Raw genomic sequence first — 20266 nt, 5'->3', positions numbered from 1 at the left:
ATGAGTGAAACAATTAGAATTATGATGGTGGAAGACCATCCGGAGTACCGCGAAATCGTGGAACTGGCGATTGGCCGCCAGGATGATATGGAACTTGTCAGCCAATTTGGTACTGCTGAGCGTGCGCTCAGAAGCCTGGATGATCCGGGTGCTGAGGCGCCTGATGTGGTGCTCTTGGATCTACACCTTCCAGGGATGAATGGCCTAGAGGCAATTTCTTATTTCACCAAGCAGGAGTCAGACTTGAAGATCATCGTGCTGACCCAGTCCGACCAAGAAGCGGACGTACTCAAAGCGATCATGCTCGGAGCTTCAGGCTACCTCCTCAAAGCCTCGACGGTGAAGCAGCTCACCGAAGGGATTCGCATGGTCATGAAGGGTGGGGCCTCACTCGATGCCAAGGTGGCCAAGTTTGTGATGACCACTTTGAAGTCTAAGCTTCCTCAGCAGCAGATGGAGTCGATGCTCACGGATCGTGAGATTCAGACGCTTGCTTTGTTGGCAGACGGGCTCGTCAAGAAGGAGATTGCGGAGCGTTTGAACATCAGCGTGAGTACCGTGGTGACCCACGTGTGCAACATCTACGCCAAGCTCGACGTGAAAAACGCGCCTTCGGCAATTGCCAAAGCCTTCAAGCTAGGCTTGCTCACACTGGACGACAAGGGCTAGAGCTTCCTTGCAACACATGTTTTTGTCTGCCCCATACGCGCGCTTTTGTAGGCTCGCCAATGGGGCAGATTTGCTTTAATTCTGAGACCATCCTCGATGTGTGCCAACCGCAGCCATGATATTCCAACGTAAAGTCCACTATCCGATCAGCTCTTCGCTGCAGCAATACCTCTACCACTTCGGGAGAGTTTCTGAGATCCCATTGATTTACCAAGATCTGCTGCGCTTTGTCGGGTCGATCCCCTACGATGACCCACAGGGGAATGAAACGCTTTGGCTCACGGTAATGTACCCTCCTCAGGAGCAAGCGGTGCTCGATGAGCAATTGATCAGCATTTATACCGCACTTAAAATCGGTGGCGACACGCCCGTGCATGAACACCTCACAGTCGATCGTATCGATTTTGGTGAATTTGGCAATTCGCGTCCTTTCCGGATCAAGATCACCAACCAATTTAACGACAACTCCGATTACTTCTATGTGAAGTTGGCAGATGCTTCACGTTTGTTTGGGCTTGAGCTTGAGCACATTCTTTCGCCGAATCGGATGAATTATTTGGTCAATGGCGACACCTTGATTGAGGATCACATTGCGGGGGTTCCAGGTGATGTGTTTTCCGAAGATTATTTGAACAATCCAGAGTTGAACCGAGTGCGTATCTCCAAGGAATTTTCGAAGTTTAATGAGCGTTGCTTCATCCGCTTACTCGGAGACATGCGATCCGTGAACTACGTGGTTGATATCACGCCGGACTTTGAGGAGGTGCAGTATCGGGTGCGACCAATCGATTTTGACCAGCAATCCTACGAAGGCCGGGCAAAGGTCTACCACGCATACAATTTCCGTTCAAACCGCCAAATCACGCGACTCAGCTTCGATGCGCTGAACCGCCAGACCATTAAGCAGTATGCCGAGGAGGAACGCTCTCAAATGGCACGCCGAGCCACCGCCGAGCATCGCAGGCTCTCGGCGATTTTGCGTACCATGAACCGCTCACAAGTGTGCCCGGAAGAGAACGTGATCTCGCTGGCGCAACAGCTGGGCGGGATGCACAAGACGGACCGCTTCGATGACTGCAAGACGATGGGCGCTCTGACGGCGGAGCATATCGCGCATGTTTTGGGTATCGAGGATCTAAAGTATCATTAAACCATCGCATGATCATCGCTCTCAATAAGCCTTACGGAGTGCTGAGTCAGTTCAACAAGAACCCAGACTATCCCAAGCAACGTACCCTAGCGGATATTGGATTGCCGGAAGGATTGTCGCCTATTGGGCGGCTCGATATGGATTCTGAGGGGCTCCTCTTGCTCAGCGACGACACCTCGGTCGAGCATCGTTTGCTCGACCCTAAGCACGCTCACAGACGCGCCTATTGGGTGCAGGTGGACGGGACGCCGAGTGAGCAGGATCTGAGGCAGTGGCGTGCTGGAGGCCTCACGATCCGAAAACATGTCACCAAACCCTGTGCTGTTACCTTGCTAGAGCAGGCGCCTGAACTCCCGCCCAGGGAGGTGCCCATCGATGCCGCTCAAGAGGCTCGCTCTTCATGGTTGCTCATGGAGCTGCGAGAAGGGAAGAATCGCCAAGTGCGTCGCATGACCGCAACGCTAGGCTTCCCCACATTGCGATTGGTTCGGATAAGTATAGGAAAATATCGCCTCGATCTTGAAAGTGCCCCAGGGAGGTGGAAGTTGTTAGATGTTGCTGATGTTCAGAAGATCTGGTCGAAATGAAGCATCGATCTAACGGCTGAAGAGAACGAGTGTTTAAGGGTAGTTGGATATTTATATTGTTAGCGTTAGCGAGAATTCCATATAGCTTAGGCAATATATTTCCCGCTGTTCTTGAAAGATCTTCAATCTGTGTGAAGATAAGAATGCGGTGAATGTGTCTGCGACGCCCCATCAGCAGGCGATGCAATCAATGATACGGAAAGCAAAGAATCTATGAGCAAGGCACTATTATATGGAGCGATGGGATGCGTGGTAGCAGGTTCCTTGGTCTATGTGTTTCGTCACGTGCCGGATGACGATGTGTTCATCCGTTTGGCGAGCTTTGCGGTTGCGGGCCTCTATGCTGGGCTTCTTTTTGTGGTTTTTATTCTGCCTCTCATTTCTGATGCCTTGGTGAGCTTGATATACGGCAGTGCAGCTCCGATGCGTGCTGAGGATGATGACATGCGTCAGGTACGCGTGCTCCAAGCTCAGGGCGACTTTGTGGCTGCATTGGAAGAGCTACGTCATCGGGTGACTGCCAATCCTGGCGACCGCGAGGCCTGGTCGACGATGGCGAAGATCCAGATGCACAACCTCAAGGACAGCGAGGGTGGGGTGGCTACGATGCGGGAGGCTTTGCATGGCTACGATTGGGATGACGACAGTGATGCTTTTTTTCGCGTCAGTATCGCGGCTATTCTAGCTGAGGAAGCCAATGACCGCGATGGGGCAGTGGAAGAGTTTCGCCGAGTCGTTCGTTTATTTCCGAATTCGCATTACGCCGCGCAGGCTACAGACCGCTTGCAAGAGTTAGAAGCACTGCAGTAGGATGAGGGGGGTCAACGGACTGAAGCGATTCGCACTGAAGGTGCCGCTTCTGCCCGTTAGTCTGGCATTAGCTTCGGCAATTCTTTTTGCTGAGAAGCATGTGCTGTTGAGCACTGCTATAGCTGCCTCTGCGTTTGTTCTGGGCGCGATGAGCCGACGGCATGTTCTGCTGGTTACTTTGTTTGTCGCATGGCTGGGTCTAGGGATCCATCGGGCCAAGTTGCTTGAGCGTGATGCCTTTGCCGAGGGGCTTGGCCAGTGGTGGAGGGGTGAAGTTCAGGTGGTAGATATCGGCCGCTACGGTCAAGTCACGTTGCGGCTATTGGAATCTGAGACGCCTTCTGTGAGGTGGCGTGCCTACTTTGAGGATGGTGCCGGCCCAAGGCATATTGGGGATTGCTTGTATGTCCACGGTGCAGTGCATCCCTTGAAGCCTGCGCTTAACCCGGCTGAGTTTGACCAAGAATCCTGGTTGCGGCGCCAGGGGGTGGTGGCCGAGCTTCGCGTGGTGCACTATGAATACCGTGGGGATGCTCGCGTCTCGATGTACTGGAGGGCGCGGACTCAGTTGAAGGATTGGGCCTTGCGCGCTAGAGCTAAGGTGGCGGGGATTTTGAGTGACGGGGTGAGTGAGGATGCTGCAGTGATTTTGCCCGCGATGGTGCTCGGGCAGAAGCCCGCCCATGACGACCCCATGAGCAAGCATTTCAGGCTCAGTGGGGCCATGCATGTCTTTGCGGTGAGTGGCCTGCATGTGATGATGGTGGGGTCATTGGTGGCTTTGCTATTGCGTTTCGTCGGAGGGGGGCCAAGGGTCTGGGTGCTCGGGGCCATTGGGGCGATGTTCGCCTATGCGATGGTCACTGGGATGCGCCCTCCAGCGATGCGCGCGGCGTGTATGGGGGCGGTTTTGTTGCTAGGGATTTTGGTGAACCGCCGTGTGGTGTTGATGAACAGCATCGCCGCGAGTGCGCTGTGTATTGTGCTGAGTGACACCCACGCGCTCTTTCAAGTGGGCTTTCAGTTGTCTTTTATCGTGTTGGTCGCCATTGCTCTGTGTTCGGAATGGACGCAGCGTGCCTTTGCATGGGTTTCCTACCATGACCCGTTCATGCCTTATCGTTTGATGGGCCCTAGGCAGCATCTGGGGCTGAGGCTGAGGCGTGGCTTGCAAGGTACATTGAGTATTTCAGCTTGTGCATTGATCGGGGCTACTCCGCTGTCATTGCACTACTTTCAGCTGGCCACCCCTGTTTCGATGCTCACCAGTATCCCATTGGTGCTGATGCTGTATTTCCTGCTTGCTAATGCCATGGCGACGGTGCTGCTTGGGCTCTTTTGGCCGGTGCTTGCCACTCAGCTGAATAGTCTGAGTGGCGCAGTGGCGGATTGTGGTTATGCTTGGGTGAGGCAGATGGCAGAGTTGCCTGCTGGGCATTGGAGCGCGAAACCGTGGCAGCGTGGCGAGCGCTTGGTGGTTTACGCGCTCCCTTACGATGGGGCGGCAGCTTATTGGAGCCTAGGGGGTGGCTGTTTGATTGATACGGGAAGCAGTTATAGCTATCGCCGCTGTGTGCGCCCTTCTCTGGTGTCTTATGGAGCGCCTATCGATAGTCTCATCCTTACCCATGCGGATAGTCAGCATTGTGGGGGTGTCGCAGAGCTCGCGACAGAATGGAGACTCAAGCAAGCTGCCACCCCAGAGGGCCACTTCAGGAGTAAGTCTTATCACCATGCTCTGAGTAGCCTCACAGATCAGGGGCTGGACCCAGTAGCATTGCATCCGGGGCAAGTGCTGCCAGTCGGCCCGGATGCAAGTGTAGAAGTGATAGACGCGGGTAGTGCTGATGCCGCGATAGCGGATGATGCCTGTCTCGTGCTGATGCTTCGGTGGCGTGAGCTCCGTGTGTTGGTGCTTGGCGACAGTGGCTTTCGTGCTCACCAACGCATACTCAAACGCTACCCGAAGCTCAGAGCTGATGTTTTGGTGCTGGGTAAACACCGCAGAGACCCTGAGCCCAGTGCGTCATGGTTGCGCAGTATGGAGCCTAAGCTCATTGTCACTCCTCAAGCCATGGAGAGCCTAGAGGGGGTGTCCCAGCACATCCTCTCCAAACAGGGGGCTTGGATGCTGCATGCGCTTGAGTCCGGCTGGGAGATGGGTGCGCTGCACACTGATGAGTGAGATTCATCTTTCCGTGGACTTTTGTGGCCATGAAAGTTACTCATTTCTAGGAGTTCTTCATATATCAGTTGAATATAATGATTGGCATAACAAGTGCTGAAGTTTGCATGTGTTTATGATGTATTTTCCGAATGCATTGGTTCAATGAATCTACCTCATTGTTGATATTGTTAGTATAGTAAATGATGAATCAATTTTGAGGTTGAGCATGAATCAAATTTTCCGGTGAACCTACTCAAGACGAAAACGAAAAATTACAGTAACTACTAAAAAACGAGAATTATGGATTATTTACAACCATCAGAATTGGCAAAAAAAATGATCGAGGCAGGTGAGGAAAAGCTCAACATGTCCACAAAAGATACGATCATTCGCGGTATTGGCGCAGGCGCGCTGTTGACTTTGGCCGCGTTTTTCGCCCTCACGGTGATTACCAAGACGGGTAGCCTTATCTTTGGAGCGATTCTGTTCCCGATTGGTTTCATCATGTTGAACATGATGAAGTTTGACTTGATCACGGGTGTCTTCACCTTGGCGCCTCTACCGGTCATCAACAAGAACCCAGGTGCTACTTGGGCAAAGGTATTCCGCAACTGGGGCTTGGTGTTCTGCTCCAACTTCGTGGGTGCCTTAATGGTTGTATTCCTTGCTTCTTTCAGTGTTCGCTTCGGGTACTCTGGTGAGACATCAGAGATCTTCCCAGCGTTCCACAAGCTTCTAGCGAAGGTGGGTGAAGGCAGAACGCTCGGCTTTGAGAAGTGGGGTATGATGGGGTGGTTCACCTGTCTTGTACGAGGTATCCTTTGTAACTGGATGGTTTCTATGGGAGTGATCGGTTCCATGTATGCTCAATCAACGATTGGCAAATTCTTCTGCATGTGGGCACCTATCATGTGCTTCTTCTTCATGGTATTCGAGCACGCTGTGGTGAATATGTTCCTGTTCCCATTCGCAATGACTATGGGTGCTGACTTCACACTCGGTGACTTCTTCCTCTGGAATGAAATTCCAACAGTCATTGGTAACTTCATCGGTGGTTTCTTCCTCGTGGGTCTTCCAATTTACCTCACGCACTACAAGGCGAAGAAGGCAGAGGCTGCTGCTGAATAATATTTTACTATCGAATCTATTGCTCGATGCAGAGCGGTCCATCTCACGAGGTGGGCCGCTTTTTATTGTCCTAGATCATTTAGGATCAGTGTTCTACGAATGTGTTATTCATGAGTTTGATGAAAAATATAATATAGGGAGTTATTGAATCGGCACGCGCGTTGCTATTCAATGGTAGTGAAAGGATTAATTGTTATGGCTGATGTTAAATATAAGTATCCGTACATGGAAGTAGATCGTCACAGTGCTGATGAATGTGTAGGTCCTATGGGTTCTACTTCCCTTAGAATAAGTAAGTTGTTTGGCTTCTTTGCCTCAACATCTCATCAAGTTTCCGTATCCTTTTGCATCATGATTGGCTTTGCCCTTTGGGCTGCTCTTGTCTTCTCAAAGATGCCAATCCATATGATGAAAAAGTTTTTTCACTAAACGCAATTCAGTGATCATTCAGCAGTTTTTTTTCTAGGTCAATGAATCTTGATGGGTGTTTTGGATGATTCAAAATAATAATAAATTTGTACTATAAATAAAAAATGATGACTAAATTAGAAATGACAGACGCAATCTTCGAAGCCAAGTTAGCCAAGGGCGTGACTTGGAAAGAGATTGGTGATGCAGTTGGCCTCTCAGATGTATTTGTTTCCTCAGTGTGTCTCGGGCAGAATAGCCTGATTCTGGAGGATGCTTCTAAGCTTGCTAGCTTTCTGGATTTAGGTGACGAGGTGGTTCAGGCGCTGACGGTTTGCCCGATGAAGGCGACGGACACGGATCTCGTCTCGAAAGACCCATTGATTTACCGTTTTTATGAGATTGCCTATGTGTATGGTGGGGCGATCAAGGAATGCATTCACGAACAATTTGGCGACGGCATCATGAGCGCCATTGATTTCACTTGTGACATTGCCAAGCAAGAAGACCCGAAAGGTGACCGTGTGGTGGTTACTTTGAACGGGAAATTCCTCCCTTACAAAAAGTGGTAGTCGCTTTGTGGATGAGAATAGGTTGGTAGTTCCTTTGGGGAGGCACGGTCCCCGAGGGCTACCAGCCTTTTTTTATTGAACGAGAAACCAAGAAAACAATGGATGAATCAAAACCGCCATTCCCGCCCTATGATGCGGAAACTGCTGCACAGAAGGCGAGGATGGCTGAGAATGCATGGAACAATCGTGACCCGCAAAAGGTCTCCATGGCTTACACGCCAGAGAGTGCTTGGCGCAATCGCTCGGAATTTATCAAGGGGCGCGAAGAAATCGTTGGCTTCCTAGAGCGGAAGTGGGCGAGGGAGCATGAATACAAGTTGATCAAGGAGGTTTGGGCCTTTGAAGGGAATCGGATTGCGGTACGCTTCGCCTATGAATGGCGTGACGACCAGGGCCAATGGTACCGCTCCTACGGCAATGAAAATTGGCAGTTCGACGCGCTTGGTCTGATGGCTGAACGTCACGCCAGCATCAATGATGTAAAGATCGATGCTGCAGACCGCAAATTCCTTTGGGATGGTGCGGTCCGCCCTGATGATTTTCCGGGATTATCTGAGCTCGGCCTTTAAGTAGTGGGGCGCCCCGAGTGCTCAGGCGCCTAGGCTTTCCACTGCTCGGCGCGGCGCAATAGGTCGGCCTCGAGCTGGAGGTATTTTCCTGCAAGGCTCTGCTGGATATTGCTTTCCCACTCATTGAGTGTGAGTCCAGCGTTCTCTGGTGCAGAGAGGGTGCTGATATCTTGGATGTTCAATACGCGCTCGGCGTATGCTTTTGGGTTGGTGGCGTATTTTGCCACATCATTGATGAAGCTATTGATGATCGCGAGGCTATTGAAGAGCTCGACAATCGTGATTTGTTTGAAATTCGCTAAAGCGGTAGGGAGGTCCTCGGTGCCGCGGCGGTGTGGGCGAAGGTCGAGTGCTTTGAGTGAGCCCGCCACGTGGAGCACTGCAGCCTTGAGCTCATCAGAGGTGTTGGCGGAGGAGAGCAGCTTTGAGAGGTGGTTGTTGAGGACTGTGACCTGGGCCCAGATCGGCAGATCGATATAAATATCAAAGAGTCGATTGCAGAGGTTGTTGCCGAGCTCGCTCAGTGCCATCTTCGGGATCACGTGAGCGTCGAGGCTGGGATTGAGCGCGAACATAGCGCCGAGACAGTTCAGTATCGGGCTCATCAGTGCTTCATAGTCTGGGAAGGTACGACCGCGGCCATCGATTTTCGCGAGTTCGGCGCGTTTGTAGTATGTTTCCACAGCATTGGCAATCGGGTCTTCGCCTTGCTGAGCGGTGGCGGGTTTTTGGCCATAGAGGATCGTGAGCTGGTCAAAGCTGGCAAATGAGAGCGCCTTGGCACCCTTTTTCTGGATCAGCTGCCAAGCGGAGTGCTGCGCTGAGCTGAGGTCGTCGCCACCCGGATTTTGCGAGGGATGGTGTTCTACTTGCTTCAGTTGGAGCGCATTATTCGCTTCGAAGAATTTGATGACTTCATCGCTCGGGCCGTGCACCATGTTTGCTTCATCGTATGCTTTGAGCTCTCCGTAATGACCGAGAATGAGCTTGGCGTAGCGGGGGTCGGGATTCGGTTGGCCGCTGCGGTTGAGGTAGCGCTGTGCAAGAGAGTCCTCGTATGGCGCAGCACCCATGGCGAGGTTCATGATCGCTTGTTTACAACAAATGTCTGCGGTGGGGGTCACGAGTAGCGGGAGCCCAGCATCGACGCAGACGCGCTTGAGCTCTCTGATGAATACCTCGACGATGGAGTGAAAGGAATCCGGTTGATCGATGTGCTTTGCTGCGGAGAATTTGGCGCGGATTGCTGGCTCTTGCATGTGGAGGTCACGAATGACGAAGGGCATGGCGCCTCCTGGGACGCCGGCAGCACATAGTTTGTCTTTCAACTCCTGTGGGATGTCTTGATCGCGGCGCACCGGCGCATTGCCCCAGAGTCGCTCGGTGAGACGGGTGAGTTCGTTGTATGAGCTTTGGTCTTGAATCAGCTGTGGTGCTACCGAGGCTAGGTCGTGGTGCGCCGAGCCTCCAGCGAGGACACCTTCTACAGTCTCGATTGCATGCACCTTGTATTCAGTCGCGGCACTGATCGCTTGTCTCGAGAGGGTGGCATTGGTGGAGTGGCAGTGAAGTGTGAGGGGGATTCCCTGAGGCGCGAGGACCTCAAGCAGCGCGGGCACCAGGCGATGGATGCGCTGGGCAGTGAGCTGGCCAGACATATCCTTGATTGCGATGGCATTGTAGCCAGCGTCCACGAGTGCTTTAGCGTAGTTGCAGTAGTATGCATCACTATAGCGTTCAGGGTGGTCGGCATAATGGGTGAAGCAAACTGCGCCTTCGAAAGTGACTCCTTCAGTCCCTTGCAGTGAGGTGGGTAATTCGAGGTTCTGGATGTCATTGAGTGCATCAAAACAACGGATCTTGGTGATGCCGTGTTTGATGAATTCTTTGAGGGTGATTTCGATCAGATCTTTATCGTAATGTCTAAAACCGAGAGCATTGGCCCCGCGAATGAGCATTTGTAGCTCAAATGGCGAGTTGTCATTTTCGTGACATAAGGCATGCCCGACCGCGCCTACGACTACGAAGGGATTGTAGCCTCGGCTGATCGCGATTTGAAAGCTCTGCCCGCCCGAGACTTCTGCTCCGTCGAATCCTGCTTTTCTGGAGGCGCGAATCACGCGAGCATAATTGTAGGACTCAAAGAGCCAGTCGCTAGCATCTAAAGTCGATTGTTGGCCATCACGCATGGTGAGGTTGGTGAGTTTTGGGGTGGGCTTTGATGTCATAAAACTAGAGGATTCTAAGTCTCCAATGAGAGCAATGGTGGGTCTATCATTGTGCCCTAAGCGAGACATTGCAAACCATATTTCTGTCGAGCATATGGGTGCCCCAGAGAGCCGCTGAAAATTAGGCTTTTTCCATCTCAAGGATGATAAAATGTTAGGTTAGGTAGTATGTTTACTTTAGTATTTTTATACTACTAAATATTAAGGGTGGTTTTTAAATTGATGCAATTGGGAATGCCTGCGCTATAATTAGTGAAATTATTGTTTACTATGAATAGATTGTCCCCAATTGCCATTTTACTACTCTGCGTGTCCTTGTGTACGCAAATTCTACGCGCTGATTTCAGCAATGGGGCTGGCTACCCAGAAGACCCTTCAGAGCTATGGAGTGCGCTCCAGACCGCGATTGAAAACGACGCATTGAATGCGACGACCTACAACACAGGTACGATCAACTACGCTGGTTACCCCGAAGTGACGATCAAGACAATCCGCTATGATTTAGGTACATTGACGGGGACGAATGCTGATGGTTCAAGCAAGACTGTGTCGCCTAAGATTTCTGCATTTTACGCATATCCTAGTGACGCGAGCTCGGTGAATAAGGTTCCAGCGATTGTCAATATTCATGGTGGTGGCCAGGTGCCAGGTGCATTGGACACCTTCCTTTGGGCGGCTCGCGGCTACGCAGTCATTTCCATCAACTGGGGTGCCAAAGACCTTGGGACAACCCTCAATTATAATGCCGGAACTGGTGCCATGGAGTTTGTTACTCTAACTGATGGCTTATCTCTTGGAGTGGCTGGAGCCAATTATAATAACACGGATTGGGACGGTCTTTCAGCAGGATTTGCTCGCGACATTACGCAGGGCACCGCCTACAATGTGACCGATCCGGTGATCAATGCGGTTCACTCAGCTACGGAAGCTGTCGACGAAAAGACCTTTACTGATGGTGCTACCCTATTCCAGCACGCGCCTCACCCGATGAATGGTAGCTTTGTGCTGAATTCCTACGCAGCGCGTCGTGCGATTTCGTTTTTAACGCAGCAGGCAGAAGTCGATTCCACCAAGATTGGTGTGATGGGCTTTAGTATGGGAGGCATTACTACCACGGTGACTGGTACCGACCCACGTGTGACTACCATTATCCCTTCTGTTGGCGGCACGGCATACGACTACGAAGATTATTACGGTCTAGATTACCCAAGCAAAGCGCTCTATCTATGGCAGCTTCCTGAGCTTGGCTTGAGCCCAGCAGTGGGGGATGAAGATAACCTAGAATGGTACAAGTGCACGATCAGTCAGGAGGCATACTGGCCACTCATTCAAGTGCCATCATTGTTCATGAATGGTACGAATGATTTCAACGCGCCATTCGATGCGACCCCGCGCTCGATCAACTTGTTGCCCAACAATGTGAAGGGCTTGATGCAGACCACACCGCATGCAAATCACCGTCTCAATACCAAATCGACGACTGCCAGTGTGCTGTGGATGAAGGAGCATCTTCAAGAAGATTTCACCTTCCCATCCGAGCCGACTTCATCCCTTGATTTGACTCACGCGAGTGGTGTTCCGGTATTCACCGTGACTCCGGACCAAGCGACTGCTGGCAACACGCTGAAGTCAGTGGATGTGTATTACGGTTATGAGTATTTCCCGCTCGAACGCTACTGGCATAAGGCAGTAGCAGTTGAAACTTCTCCAGGAGTTTGGCAGGCGGCCTGCCCGGTCAATGATACGAGCTACCCATTGGTTGCCTATGCAGAAGTGACCTACGATGCCGATACTGCGGTAGACATTGGGTTTTTCAGTACATCAGCCGAGTACAGTATTTCCTCCGAAGTTCAGTTCTCCAATGCTGAAGACAATGGGGTGAATGAACTGACACTCAATGGCATTGTGCCAGATGTCGCACGCAGCCGTGTCGTAGACGACTTTGCGGATGATTATGCTGATTGGCACGACTACAGCAATCTTGGGCCAGGCACTATCGACATCGGTACCTTCAAGCTCTCAGACCTACGTTACACTGGCCCACTGAATGGTGTGCTTCAGTTTGATGTGACCACCACAGGCACCGGCAATACTGTAAACTTCAATGGCTATGATGGCTGGGGAACTGGTAGCACAAACTACCGTAAGACCGTTTCACTCCCCACTGCGGGAACAACGTCCGTCAGCATCGCCATGAATGAGATGGTCAATCAAACGAACTTCAGCACTCTAACTGACTGGGATTCGATTGTCCTATTCCAAATGTCAGCAACTGGCTGGAATGGTGATTTGCCCGTGATTTCCAACATGCGTTGGACCGGTGGTTTCTACCTTACCAACTCAAATGAGGCTCCAGCCTTTAGCTCGAAAGAGATGACTAAAGCGGGAGCAAGCGTAGATGCAGCATATTCTGACACCTTGGCTGGCGATGCCACTGATCCAGAAGCTGCTGCGATCAGCTACACCAAGATTGCTGGCCCAGCATGGCTCAGTGTGGCATCCAGTGGTGCGCTTACTGGCACACCTGCAGCTGGTGATTCTGGTACCAACAAATTTGTTGTGATGGCGAAAGACGCCTCTGGTGGTGCCGATTTTGCTTCCGTGGAGATCGCGGTTGGCGGCGGCGGTACGCCGAGCGGCGGCAGCGAAGAATTTTCGACGGACGAGCTAGCTTTTGACGGTCAGGAAAGTGATTCTGATTTGATTGAAGGCCTCACTCCTGTGGCTTCCTCGGGTTGGACACTGGGGTTGAATTTACTCAATGATGGTGATTATGGCCGTAACTTTACTGTGGCAGGTAGCCAAGTTGAAGGTGCCTGGGCAAGTGTGGGATCCACCGCTGAGTTTGATCTCGGCACTGGTGACAATGGCCTGGGTTATGATATCAGCAGCATTCAGTCGTTCGCAGCTTGGAGTGGCGATGGATTTAGTAACCAGGCATGGACCGTGGAAGTGAAGCCTGTTGGCGGCACTTGGACGACTCTTGACACGGTAGACTATCAGCCAAACACCTTAAACACCGCAGGGGCTACGAAGGTGGTACTTGCTGCCAGCAGCGGCAACCTCGCTTCAGGGATTGAAGGGATTCGTTTCACCAGTGCAAGCGTGACTGGAAGTGCTAACGCAGGCGCCTTCATCTGGCGCGAGCTTGATGTGATTGGTGAGTCGACAGCCAGCGATGCTCCGACCACCAGTGCTGAAGTGAATGACGCTTCAGAGCTGGCTTATTCAGATGACGCGAGTGCGACTGACTTGATCAATGGACTCACTCCAACGGCATCATCAGGTTGGATCCTCGGTCTCAACTATTTGAACGATGGTGCCCACGGTAGAACCTACGCCGATGCGGGAAGTCAAATTGAAGGTGCTTGGGCCGCTGTCGGTTCTTCTGCGACCTTTGATCTTGGGAGTGGTGACAATGGCCTAGGCTATGACCTTACTTCGATCCAATCGATTGTCTCATGGAGTGGTGGTGGATTTAGCAACCAGGCGTGGACAGTCGAAGTCAAGGCGCTGGGTGGCGCATGGTCGACACTCGACACCGTTGATTACCAGCCATTGGGTGACGCAGCTGGATCTACGAAGGCGGTGCTCGCGAACAATGGTACTGCGATTGCCACAGGCATTGAAGCAGTACGCTTCACCTCAGCCAGCGTGACTGGTACATCCAATTCAGGCGCCTTCATCTGGCGCGAGCTTGATGTCTTTGGCACCTCAACCACGAGTGATGGTGGCGGCGGTGGCACCACGACTCCGATCAAGGTCATCCTTTTGGGTGGGCAATCGAACTCCGTGGGTCAAGCCAATGGCAACGGGGCGATTTCGAACGCACCATCGGTCGTTTACACCCTGCCAACGAGCCCTAAAGACCTCTTCAACCCGCAGAGTGAAATTCCATTTTACTTCCACGATCAGGTGAGCAGCCCAGCTCTCACGACCTTGCGCCGCGGTAGTGGTGGTCTCACACCGGGCACCCCAGATTACTTTGGTCCTGAGGTCAGCTTTGGCTACGATGTGGCTGAAACTCTGAGTGGCGAGAGGGTGGCCATCATCAAGCACGGTGAAAATGGCACCTCACTTTATGGCGCGTGGTTCGTAGACAACGGATCTGGTGGGTATCTTGAGGGTGCTAGTTACACCAATTTCCAGACCACGGTCAGCGATGGCTTGGCTGCCCTAGAGGCGGCGGGTTATGAGCCAGAGATCGCAGGGATGCTATGGATGCAGGGTGAAAGCGATGGCTTGGACGCCACTCGTGCGACTGAATACCAGGTACGCCTCACTGACTTTATCGCAGACATCCGCACAAAGTACGGTGCAGAGCTGCCATTCGTGATTGGTGAGATCGGCCGTGTCTTCTCAGGCTATGAAGCCCCCCTTGGTGTGGTGGCTGACGCGCAGATCGCAGTGGCGGCTGCTGATGAAAAGGTGGGCATTGCTCTCACCACCGACCTTACCTTGTACGACACCCTCCACTTTGATGGACCAAGCACCGTGACCTTAGGTGAGAGAATGGCAACTGCCTTCTTGAACATCTACCAGGGAACTAGTTCAGACAATACGGTCACGGGTGCCTACTCCGACACAGATGAACTCGCGTATGAGGCAGATGTGAGCACCACAGACCTACTCCATGGCCTCACGGCCACCGGCACTGGCTGGAACTCTGGCCTCAGCCAAATCAACGATGGCATCCATGGGCGTAACTTCTTCACGGCAGGCAATGTGGTGGAGGGTGCTTGGGGCACTGTAGGAGCAGTGGCTGAGTTCAATCTCGGTACCGGCGACTATGGCCTAGGCTATGATGTTTCATCGATCCAATCGATCGCAGCCTACGTTGATCCATTCAACAACCAAGCATGGACAGTTGAAGTCAAGCCAGTGGGTGGCACTTGGGAAACTCTCGAGACTGTGAACTATCAGCCGATCACTGAATCTGGTGGGGTAGGAGCTACCAAGGTGACCTTGACTGGCGATTCTGGCGACCTCGTGTCAGGTATCGAGGCAATCCGCTTCACCACAGCGAGCGTGGCGGGTTCATCGAACAACGGCAGTTTTGTGTGGCGTGAGGTTGATGTCTTCGGCGCATCCACTGAGTCGACACCCACACAGGAATTTGCGGAGGACTTTGAGTCCTCATCACCGGGTGCGTTCGCTTGGTCAGATGCTGCGTTTTCAGTTGGTTGGGCTGGTACGTCCTTCACCTCCACTGGTCTCACGCTCGATGTGAGCGTCACCAACAGTGTGGCGAGCAGCAGCATCAACAACATCGTAGACAACGACAACCCTGGGCCCTTCATTGGCGGTAGATACTATGGTTCACTGGGTCGTAGCCAGGTGGCTTCGGCAGACACAGGTGTGAGCATGGCCAATGGCACGACCTATGCGCTGAGTTTCCTACAATACCAGCCTAAAAACACCGCTGTCGGTGCACGAGCTCTGACAGTAGAGCTCTATGATGTGGACACCACCACGGTGTTGGCGAGTGAGGTGTTTGCCGCGGTGAGTGACTACAACAACGCGGAAACGCGCACTCTCTCCTACACTGCAGGTTCTTCAGAAGCAGGCAATAACCTCGGGCTTCGTTTCACAGCAGATGCTGTAGATTATGATGATGTGAGTTCTGTAGATCTCGATGAGAATGTCTTCTATGGTGCGGCTGTCGACAATATGGTGATCACTTCCAGCATTGCCCCAGCGAGTGGCCCACAGATCACCTGTGTGTCCAGTACTACCGAGCTCGAGTACACGGCGGATGTCAGTGCGAGCGACTTGCTTCACGGACTGACTCCTTCGCAGCCGGGTCACCTCTATCCAGATCCATTCCTCAAGTATATCAATCCTCAGGCACTCAACGACGGTGTCCATGGTGCAACCTACGACAGCAACGATCCAGGAGCCGTCATTGCGGCTTCGACAGTGGTGGGTGCCATTGCTGAATACCGTTTGGGCTATGGTGCGAATGGTACCGGCTATGACATCACCTCGATCCAGTCGATCGCAGCCTGGGCTGGCGCCGGGTTCAACAATCAAGGTTGGACTGTCGATGTGAAGCCTGTAGGTGGTGATTGGGAACTTCTTGCGACCGTGGATTGCCAAGAATTTGATACGATCACAGTAGGTGCTTCCAAGGTGACTGTGAACGATCCGAGTGGCACGCTAGCCGCAGGGATTGAACGCATCCGATTTACTGCAAATTCGGTGACGAACATCGTGAATAGTGGGAGCTTCCAGTGGCGTGAGATTGACGTCTTCGGATCAGACTCCGCAGCTGAGTCCACTCCTACGGCTCCGGCCATCACAAGCATGCTTCCAGACACAAGCATCGAGAGCAGCTACCGTTCGAATATTTCCACCAAGACGAAGCTCGTGGCAACATTTGACGAAGCTATCGAGCTCGGCTCGGGTAACGTGACGATTGTCAACCTCGACACCAATGCGCAAACAGTCATTAGCCTTCCGGATGCTCAAGTTTCCATAGATACTATCGAAGCATCCCAGCTAGTGATTGAGCCAAGTGTGGAGCTGCTTGAGAACACACGTTATGCTGTTCAGCTGGATTCATCCGTCGTGACGGATCGATCAGGCAACAACTATGGTGGCATCGCCAACAACGCTACTTGGACCTTCAAGACACGCGGTGAAGAGCCGATCAAGATCCTCTGTATCGGTGACTCGATCACCGTGGGCTACACCGATGATCTCACTGGTGATCCGTTCAACTTCGGTTATCGAGGGCACCTCTACAACTTGCTCAACGATGCGGGCTATGTATTCCAGTACGTGGGAGCCTCTGACCAACCATACGGAACAACCCTCGGAACGAACCCAACGATTGGTGATAGCTACAAGCCAGGCTTTGACTTGCGCGATCTCGATCAAGGCTACCACCAGGCTGGTGGCGGCGCACCGATCGGAGCGATCTCAGGCTGGCTTTCACAGTCAGACCCCGATGTGATCTTGCTCAAGATTGGTATCAATGGCATCAGCTCTGCGAGCCCGGATACGCTCAATACTTTGGTGAATGAGATCGTGACCCTCAAGCCAGATGCACACGTCATCGTGGCGCAGATCATTCCTTACGATGGTGACTACAGCAACGGTGACCCCAACAGCAAGCAATCGAAGAACACAGATTTGTACAACTACAACGTCTACATTCGTGACACTCTGGTGCCAACCTACGCCGCCAATGGTTACAAGGTAAGCACCGTGGACATGTACTCCATGTTCCTCACGAACCCGAGTGACTACACCTCAGCCCCTGCGACAGGCAGACACTCCAATGACTTCAACCATCCTTGGAATGACGCGGTAGACGGTGCAGGCTACGACACCATGGCTCAGCAATGGTTCAATGCCATTGAGGCGCTCGACCTCACAGAAAGCTATGATTACTGGGCAAAGGATCCAACTCTGAACCTACCGGCTGACCAGCTAGATCCAGAGGACGATGCTGATGGTGATAACATCCCGAATATCGTAGAAGCATACTTCGGTACGGACCCATCCAGCAACAGCGTGGGTATTGAGAACCTTAGCACCGATGGTACCACTAGCTCTTTCACCCACCCACACAACTCCGATCTCCCAACAGGAATCAGCGGAAGCTACGAGTGGTCACCTGACCTGGTGAACTGGTACGCTGCAGACGGCGTGGATGGCCCAGATGGCGGCCCAACGGTCAACGCTAGCACCATCTCCTCGGGAGGCGTCACTACCGTCACCACGGTGTCAAGCGTCGAGGTGGATGATCTCTTCCTGCGAGTTGCCGTAGAGCAAAACTAGCGAGACACAGCAGACCAGACAAACTTCCAAGGGACTCAGCGTACTGGGTCCCTTTTTTGTGGCTTGATAGAGCCACTCCAATGCTGCCGTAGAGAATGGCGCTCTGCCAGCAATTCAGATGCAGGAGGGCAGCCGCTACCAGCGTAGGCACCAGCGCCAGAATGACCCTGCTAGGCACTGCGCCTCAGCAAGCCCGTGAGCTATGGATCACCTCAGGATGAGGATGGCGTGCGTGAGGCTCATACCTTTTCCTTGCGCGTGAAGGCACGGATGAGAAAGCCCACACCGATAGCGATCATGAATAGTGAGAGGAACTGTCCCATCGTCCAGCTACCACCCAGAAAGCGTATCCCAGAGATCTCTGGCTCGCGGAATTGTTCCATACTGATGCGAAAAATGGCGTAGAGGATAAAGAACAGGCCAGTAAGAGCACCGTGCGGAGCCTTGCGCCAGGTGATACGCAGAGTGAAAAGGATGGCGAAGAGTGCCAGACCTTCAAGCGCTGCCTGAAAGAGCTGGGAAGGATAACGAGGCTCTAGGTAGTTGCCTACCGCTTCACGAACCACTTCATTTTCGCGGATTGCCTGGTTGAGCATTTCGACCTTCTGCTGGTTCAGCTCGAGGAAGGCGAGGTGCTCTGGGCTGCCTTCGGCATAAGCACCCTCGATGTAATGATCGTAACTATCGAGCAATTGCTGGTAAAATACCGCGTACTCACCCCCAGCGTCAGCATGTGCTGCCACCTGCTGGCTAAGCCCAGCACTTTTGGATTCCACCATGTTGGAGTCCCACAGAGTATTCGGAAACTTCATCGCCCAGTGGAAGCTCCGATCAATGCGACCGTAGAGCTCGCCATTGATAAAATTCGCAATGCGACCAAACATGATACCCAGCGGGGCCACCACACAAAGCCCGTCACCTAAGCCCGTCCATGAAAGGTGATGCTTCTTCGCATAGATAAAGGTGAATATCATCAAACCCAATATCCCGCCGTGACTCGCCATCCCGCCATCCCACACGCGCAAGATCGATAGCGGATCTGCTACAAAGCTATCCCAGTTGTAGAATACCACCGAGCCGATGCGCCCGCCCAAAAAGACTCCAAAGATCGCCGCATAAGCAATGAAGTCACCAGCCACCTTGCCTGGCAGAACCCAAAGCTTGCGATCCCCTAAAAACTTCAGTAACAAATAGCCACAGACAAAGGCGAGTAAATAAGCGAGACCATACCAGCGAAGCTTGAGCGTGTCAGTGATTTCAAGAATCACTGGATTGAGGTCGTGGATGTAGGTTGCAATCACGATTACTTGCTAGAATAATCCAAAGCAGATGTCGAGGCAGCGGATCAGGAATCAGCTATCAACAATGATGAGTGTGGTAGTCACTTCAGCTTTTCCGCTGCTTGAACTCATCCGGTAGCCTTTTGTAGTTTTGCTTCAGTGGGTGGGAGGCGGTGTTCTGGTCAATGTAGGTCGACACCCACTCGGCGAGGCGCTGGCCCAGGCGGGCGCAGGCTTCCTTCTCGCCATCGCTACGTGGTTCTCCCTGCTGCACCGCACCGTAGTGCGCCGAGATGCCCGGCCCCGTGTAGTCGGTGATGCCAAAGACGAGGAAGCCGAAGTTCATCAGAATGACATTCAAGGTCATGCAGTTCAGTTCCTGGCCACCGCCGATAGCTCCTGCGCTAGAAAAAGAGCAGCCGATCTTACCATCCATATAAGGCCAGATGTTCTTATCGACCAGATCGTCCCACCACTTCTTCATTTCCCAAGGAACGGTGCCAAAGTTGGTTGGAGCCCCAAGCGCGATACCGTCGCACCATTTCAAGTCTTCGACATCCGCCTCCTTGATGCTTTTTAGCCGCAGTTCAATGTCGGGCACGCGTCCAGCGCCTTCGGCGACAAGCTCCGCCATCTTTGCGGTATTACCTGTATTGCTCTGAAAAAGTACGAGTATGTTTCCCATAGGATGATGTAATGAGGTTTTTCGTATTTAGACAATTTGGTTTTTTCTTTTTCTTTTTCTTTTTAGACAGACTAAATTGAGAGGATCGTTGATGCCACAGGGCTTCCCGTGTTACAATCTGCTCTATGTCCTCCCCTAGAACCCTAGCGCCTTGGGTCGGTAAAGAACTCAGGCCCGCCATCTACCACTGTGTCTCGCGTGTCGTCGACCGACAATTCCTCTTCG

General features: G+C 52.5%; 12 protein-coding genes. 9 read left to right on the top strand and 3 right to left on the bottom strand.

Annotated features, from left to right (window positions below):
• The 8 genes from F454_RS0111555 to F454_RS0111515 all read left to right on the top strand — a co-directional run bounded on the left by F454_RS0111555 (window position 1) and on the right by F454_RS0111515 (window position 8060).
• Window positions 1–669 (top strand): response regulator, encoded by a 669-nt coding sequence (locus tag F454_RS0111555; RefSeq protein WP_033367934.1) that lies wholly within the window; start codon window positions 1–3, stop codon window positions 667–669.
• A gap of 115 nt (window positions 670–784) precedes the next feature.
• Window positions 785–1819 carry a hypothetical protein gene (locus F454_RS0111550; RefSeq protein WP_018970818.1) on the top strand — a complete coding sequence of 345 codons (1035 nt, stop codon included), beginning with the start codon at window positions 785–787 and terminating at the stop codon, window positions 1817–1819.
• Window positions 1820–1827: 8 nt separating this feature from the next.
• A complete protein-coding gene (locus F454_RS0111545) occupies window positions 1828–2406 on the top strand; it encodes a pseudouridine synthase (RefSeq protein ID WP_018970817.1) in 579 nt (192 codons plus the stop codon).
• 213 nt (window positions 2407–2619) lie between these two features.
• Window positions 2620–3216 (top strand): tetratricopeptide repeat protein, encoded by a 597-nt coding sequence (locus tag F454_RS0111540; protein ID WP_018970816.1) that lies wholly within the window; start codon window positions 2620–2622, stop codon window positions 3214–3216.
• A gap of 1 nt (window position 3217) precedes the next feature.
• On the top strand, window positions 3218–5401 hold the full coding sequence (locus F454_RS0111535) for a ComEC/Rec2 family competence protein (RefSeq protein WP_018970815.1): 2184 nt from the start codon (window positions 3218–3220) through the stop codon (window positions 5399–5401).
• Between the two features lie 282 nt (window positions 5402–5683).
• Window positions 5684–6511 (top strand): formate/nitrite transporter family protein, encoded by an 828-nt coding sequence (locus F454_RS0111530; protein WP_018970814.1) that lies wholly within the window; start codon window positions 5684–5686, stop codon window positions 6509–6511.
• Between the two features lie 533 nt (window positions 6512–7044).
• Window positions 7045–7491 (top strand): cyanase, encoded by a 447-nt coding sequence (gene cynS, locus F454_RS0111520; protein WP_018970812.1) that lies wholly within the window; start codon window positions 7045–7047, stop codon window positions 7489–7491.
• A 98-nt stretch (window positions 7492–7589) separates the two neighbouring features.
• Window positions 7590–8060 (top strand): nuclear transport factor 2 family protein, encoded by a 471-nt coding sequence (locus tag F454_RS0111515; protein WP_018970811.1) that lies wholly within the window; start codon window positions 7590–7592, stop codon window positions 8058–8060.
• Window positions 8061–8089: 29 nt separating this feature from the next.
• On the opposite strand, the gene F454_RS0111510 is transcribed toward F454_RS0111515, so the two are convergent.
• Window positions 8090–10288, bottom strand: coding sequence for a beta/alpha barrel domain-containing protein (locus F454_RS0111510; RefSeq protein ID WP_169334389.1), 2199 nt, complete (start codon window positions 10286–10288; stop codon window positions 8090–8092).
• Window positions 10289–10558: 270 nt separating this feature from the next.
• On the opposite strand from F454_RS0111510, the gene F454_RS0111505 reads away from it, so the two are divergent.
• Window positions 10559–18076: a sialate O-acetylesterase gene (locus F454_RS0111505; protein WP_083912999.1), complete on the top strand. Its 7518-nt coding sequence runs from the start codon at window positions 10559–10561 to the stop codon at window positions 18074–18076.
• 239 nt (window positions 18077–18315) lie between these two features.
• Here the strand turns inward: F454_RS0111505 and lgt are convergent, their stop codons facing one another.
• Window positions 18316–19377 carry a prolipoprotein diacylglyceryl transferase gene (gene lgt / locus F454_RS15895; RefSeq protein WP_018970808.1) on the bottom strand — a complete coding sequence of 354 codons (1062 nt, stop codon included), beginning with the start codon at window positions 19375–19377 and terminating at the stop codon, window positions 18316–18318.
• Window positions 19378–19462: 85 nt separating this feature from the next.
• A complete protein-coding gene (locus tag F454_RS0111495; protein WP_018970807.1) occupies window positions 19463–20041 on the bottom strand; it encodes a flavodoxin family protein in 579 nt (192 codons plus the stop codon).
• Window positions 20042–20266 lie beyond the last annotated feature (225 nt).

The organism is Rubritalea marina DSM 17716, from assembly GCF_000378105.1.
GTDB lineage: Bacteria > Verrucomicrobiota > Verrucomicrobiia > Verrucomicrobiales > Akkermansiaceae > Rubritalea > Rubritalea marina.
This window is presented reverse-complemented; position numbering and strand designations above follow the sequence as displayed.

Coding starts and splice junctions, on each gene's coding strand:
- F454_RS0111555 (WP_033367934.1), top strand. CDS start 1: ATGAGTGAAACAATTAGAATTATGATGGTGGAAGACCATCCGGAGTAC.
- F454_RS0111550 (WP_018970818.1), top strand. CDS start 785: ATGATATTCCAACGTAAAGTCCACTATCCGATCAGCTCTTCGCTGCAG.
- F454_RS0111545 (WP_018970817.1), top strand. CDS start 1,828: ATGATCATCGCTCTCAATAAGCCTTACGGAGTGCTGAGTCAGTTCAAC.
- F454_RS0111540 (WP_018970816.1), top strand. CDS start 2,620: ATGAGCAAGGCACTATTATATGGAGCGATGGGATGCGTGGTAGCAGGT.
- F454_RS0111535 (WP_018970815.1), top strand. CDS start 3,218: ATGAGGGGGGTCAACGGACTGAAGCGATTCGCACTGAAGGTGCCGCTT.
- F454_RS0111530 (WP_018970814.1), top strand. CDS start 5,684: ATGGATTATTTACAACCATCAGAATTGGCAAAAAAAATGATCGAGGCA.
- cynS (WP_018970812.1), top strand. CDS start 7,045: ATGATGACTAAATTAGAAATGACAGACGCAATCTTCGAAGCCAAGTTA.
- F454_RS0111515 (WP_018970811.1), top strand. CDS start 7,590: ATGGATGAATCAAAACCGCCATTCCCGCCCTATGATGCGGAAACTGCT.
- F454_RS0111510 (WP_169334389.1), bottom strand. CDS start 10,288: ATGACATCAAAGCCCACCCCAAAACTCACCAACCTCACCATGCGTGAT.
- F454_RS0111505 (WP_083912999.1), top strand. CDS start 10,559: ATGAATAGATTGTCCCCAATTGCCATTTTACTACTCTGCGTGTCCTTG.
- F454_RS0111495 (WP_018970807.1), bottom strand. CDS start 20,041: ATGGGAAACATACTCGTACTTTTTCAGAGCAATACAGGTAATACCGCA.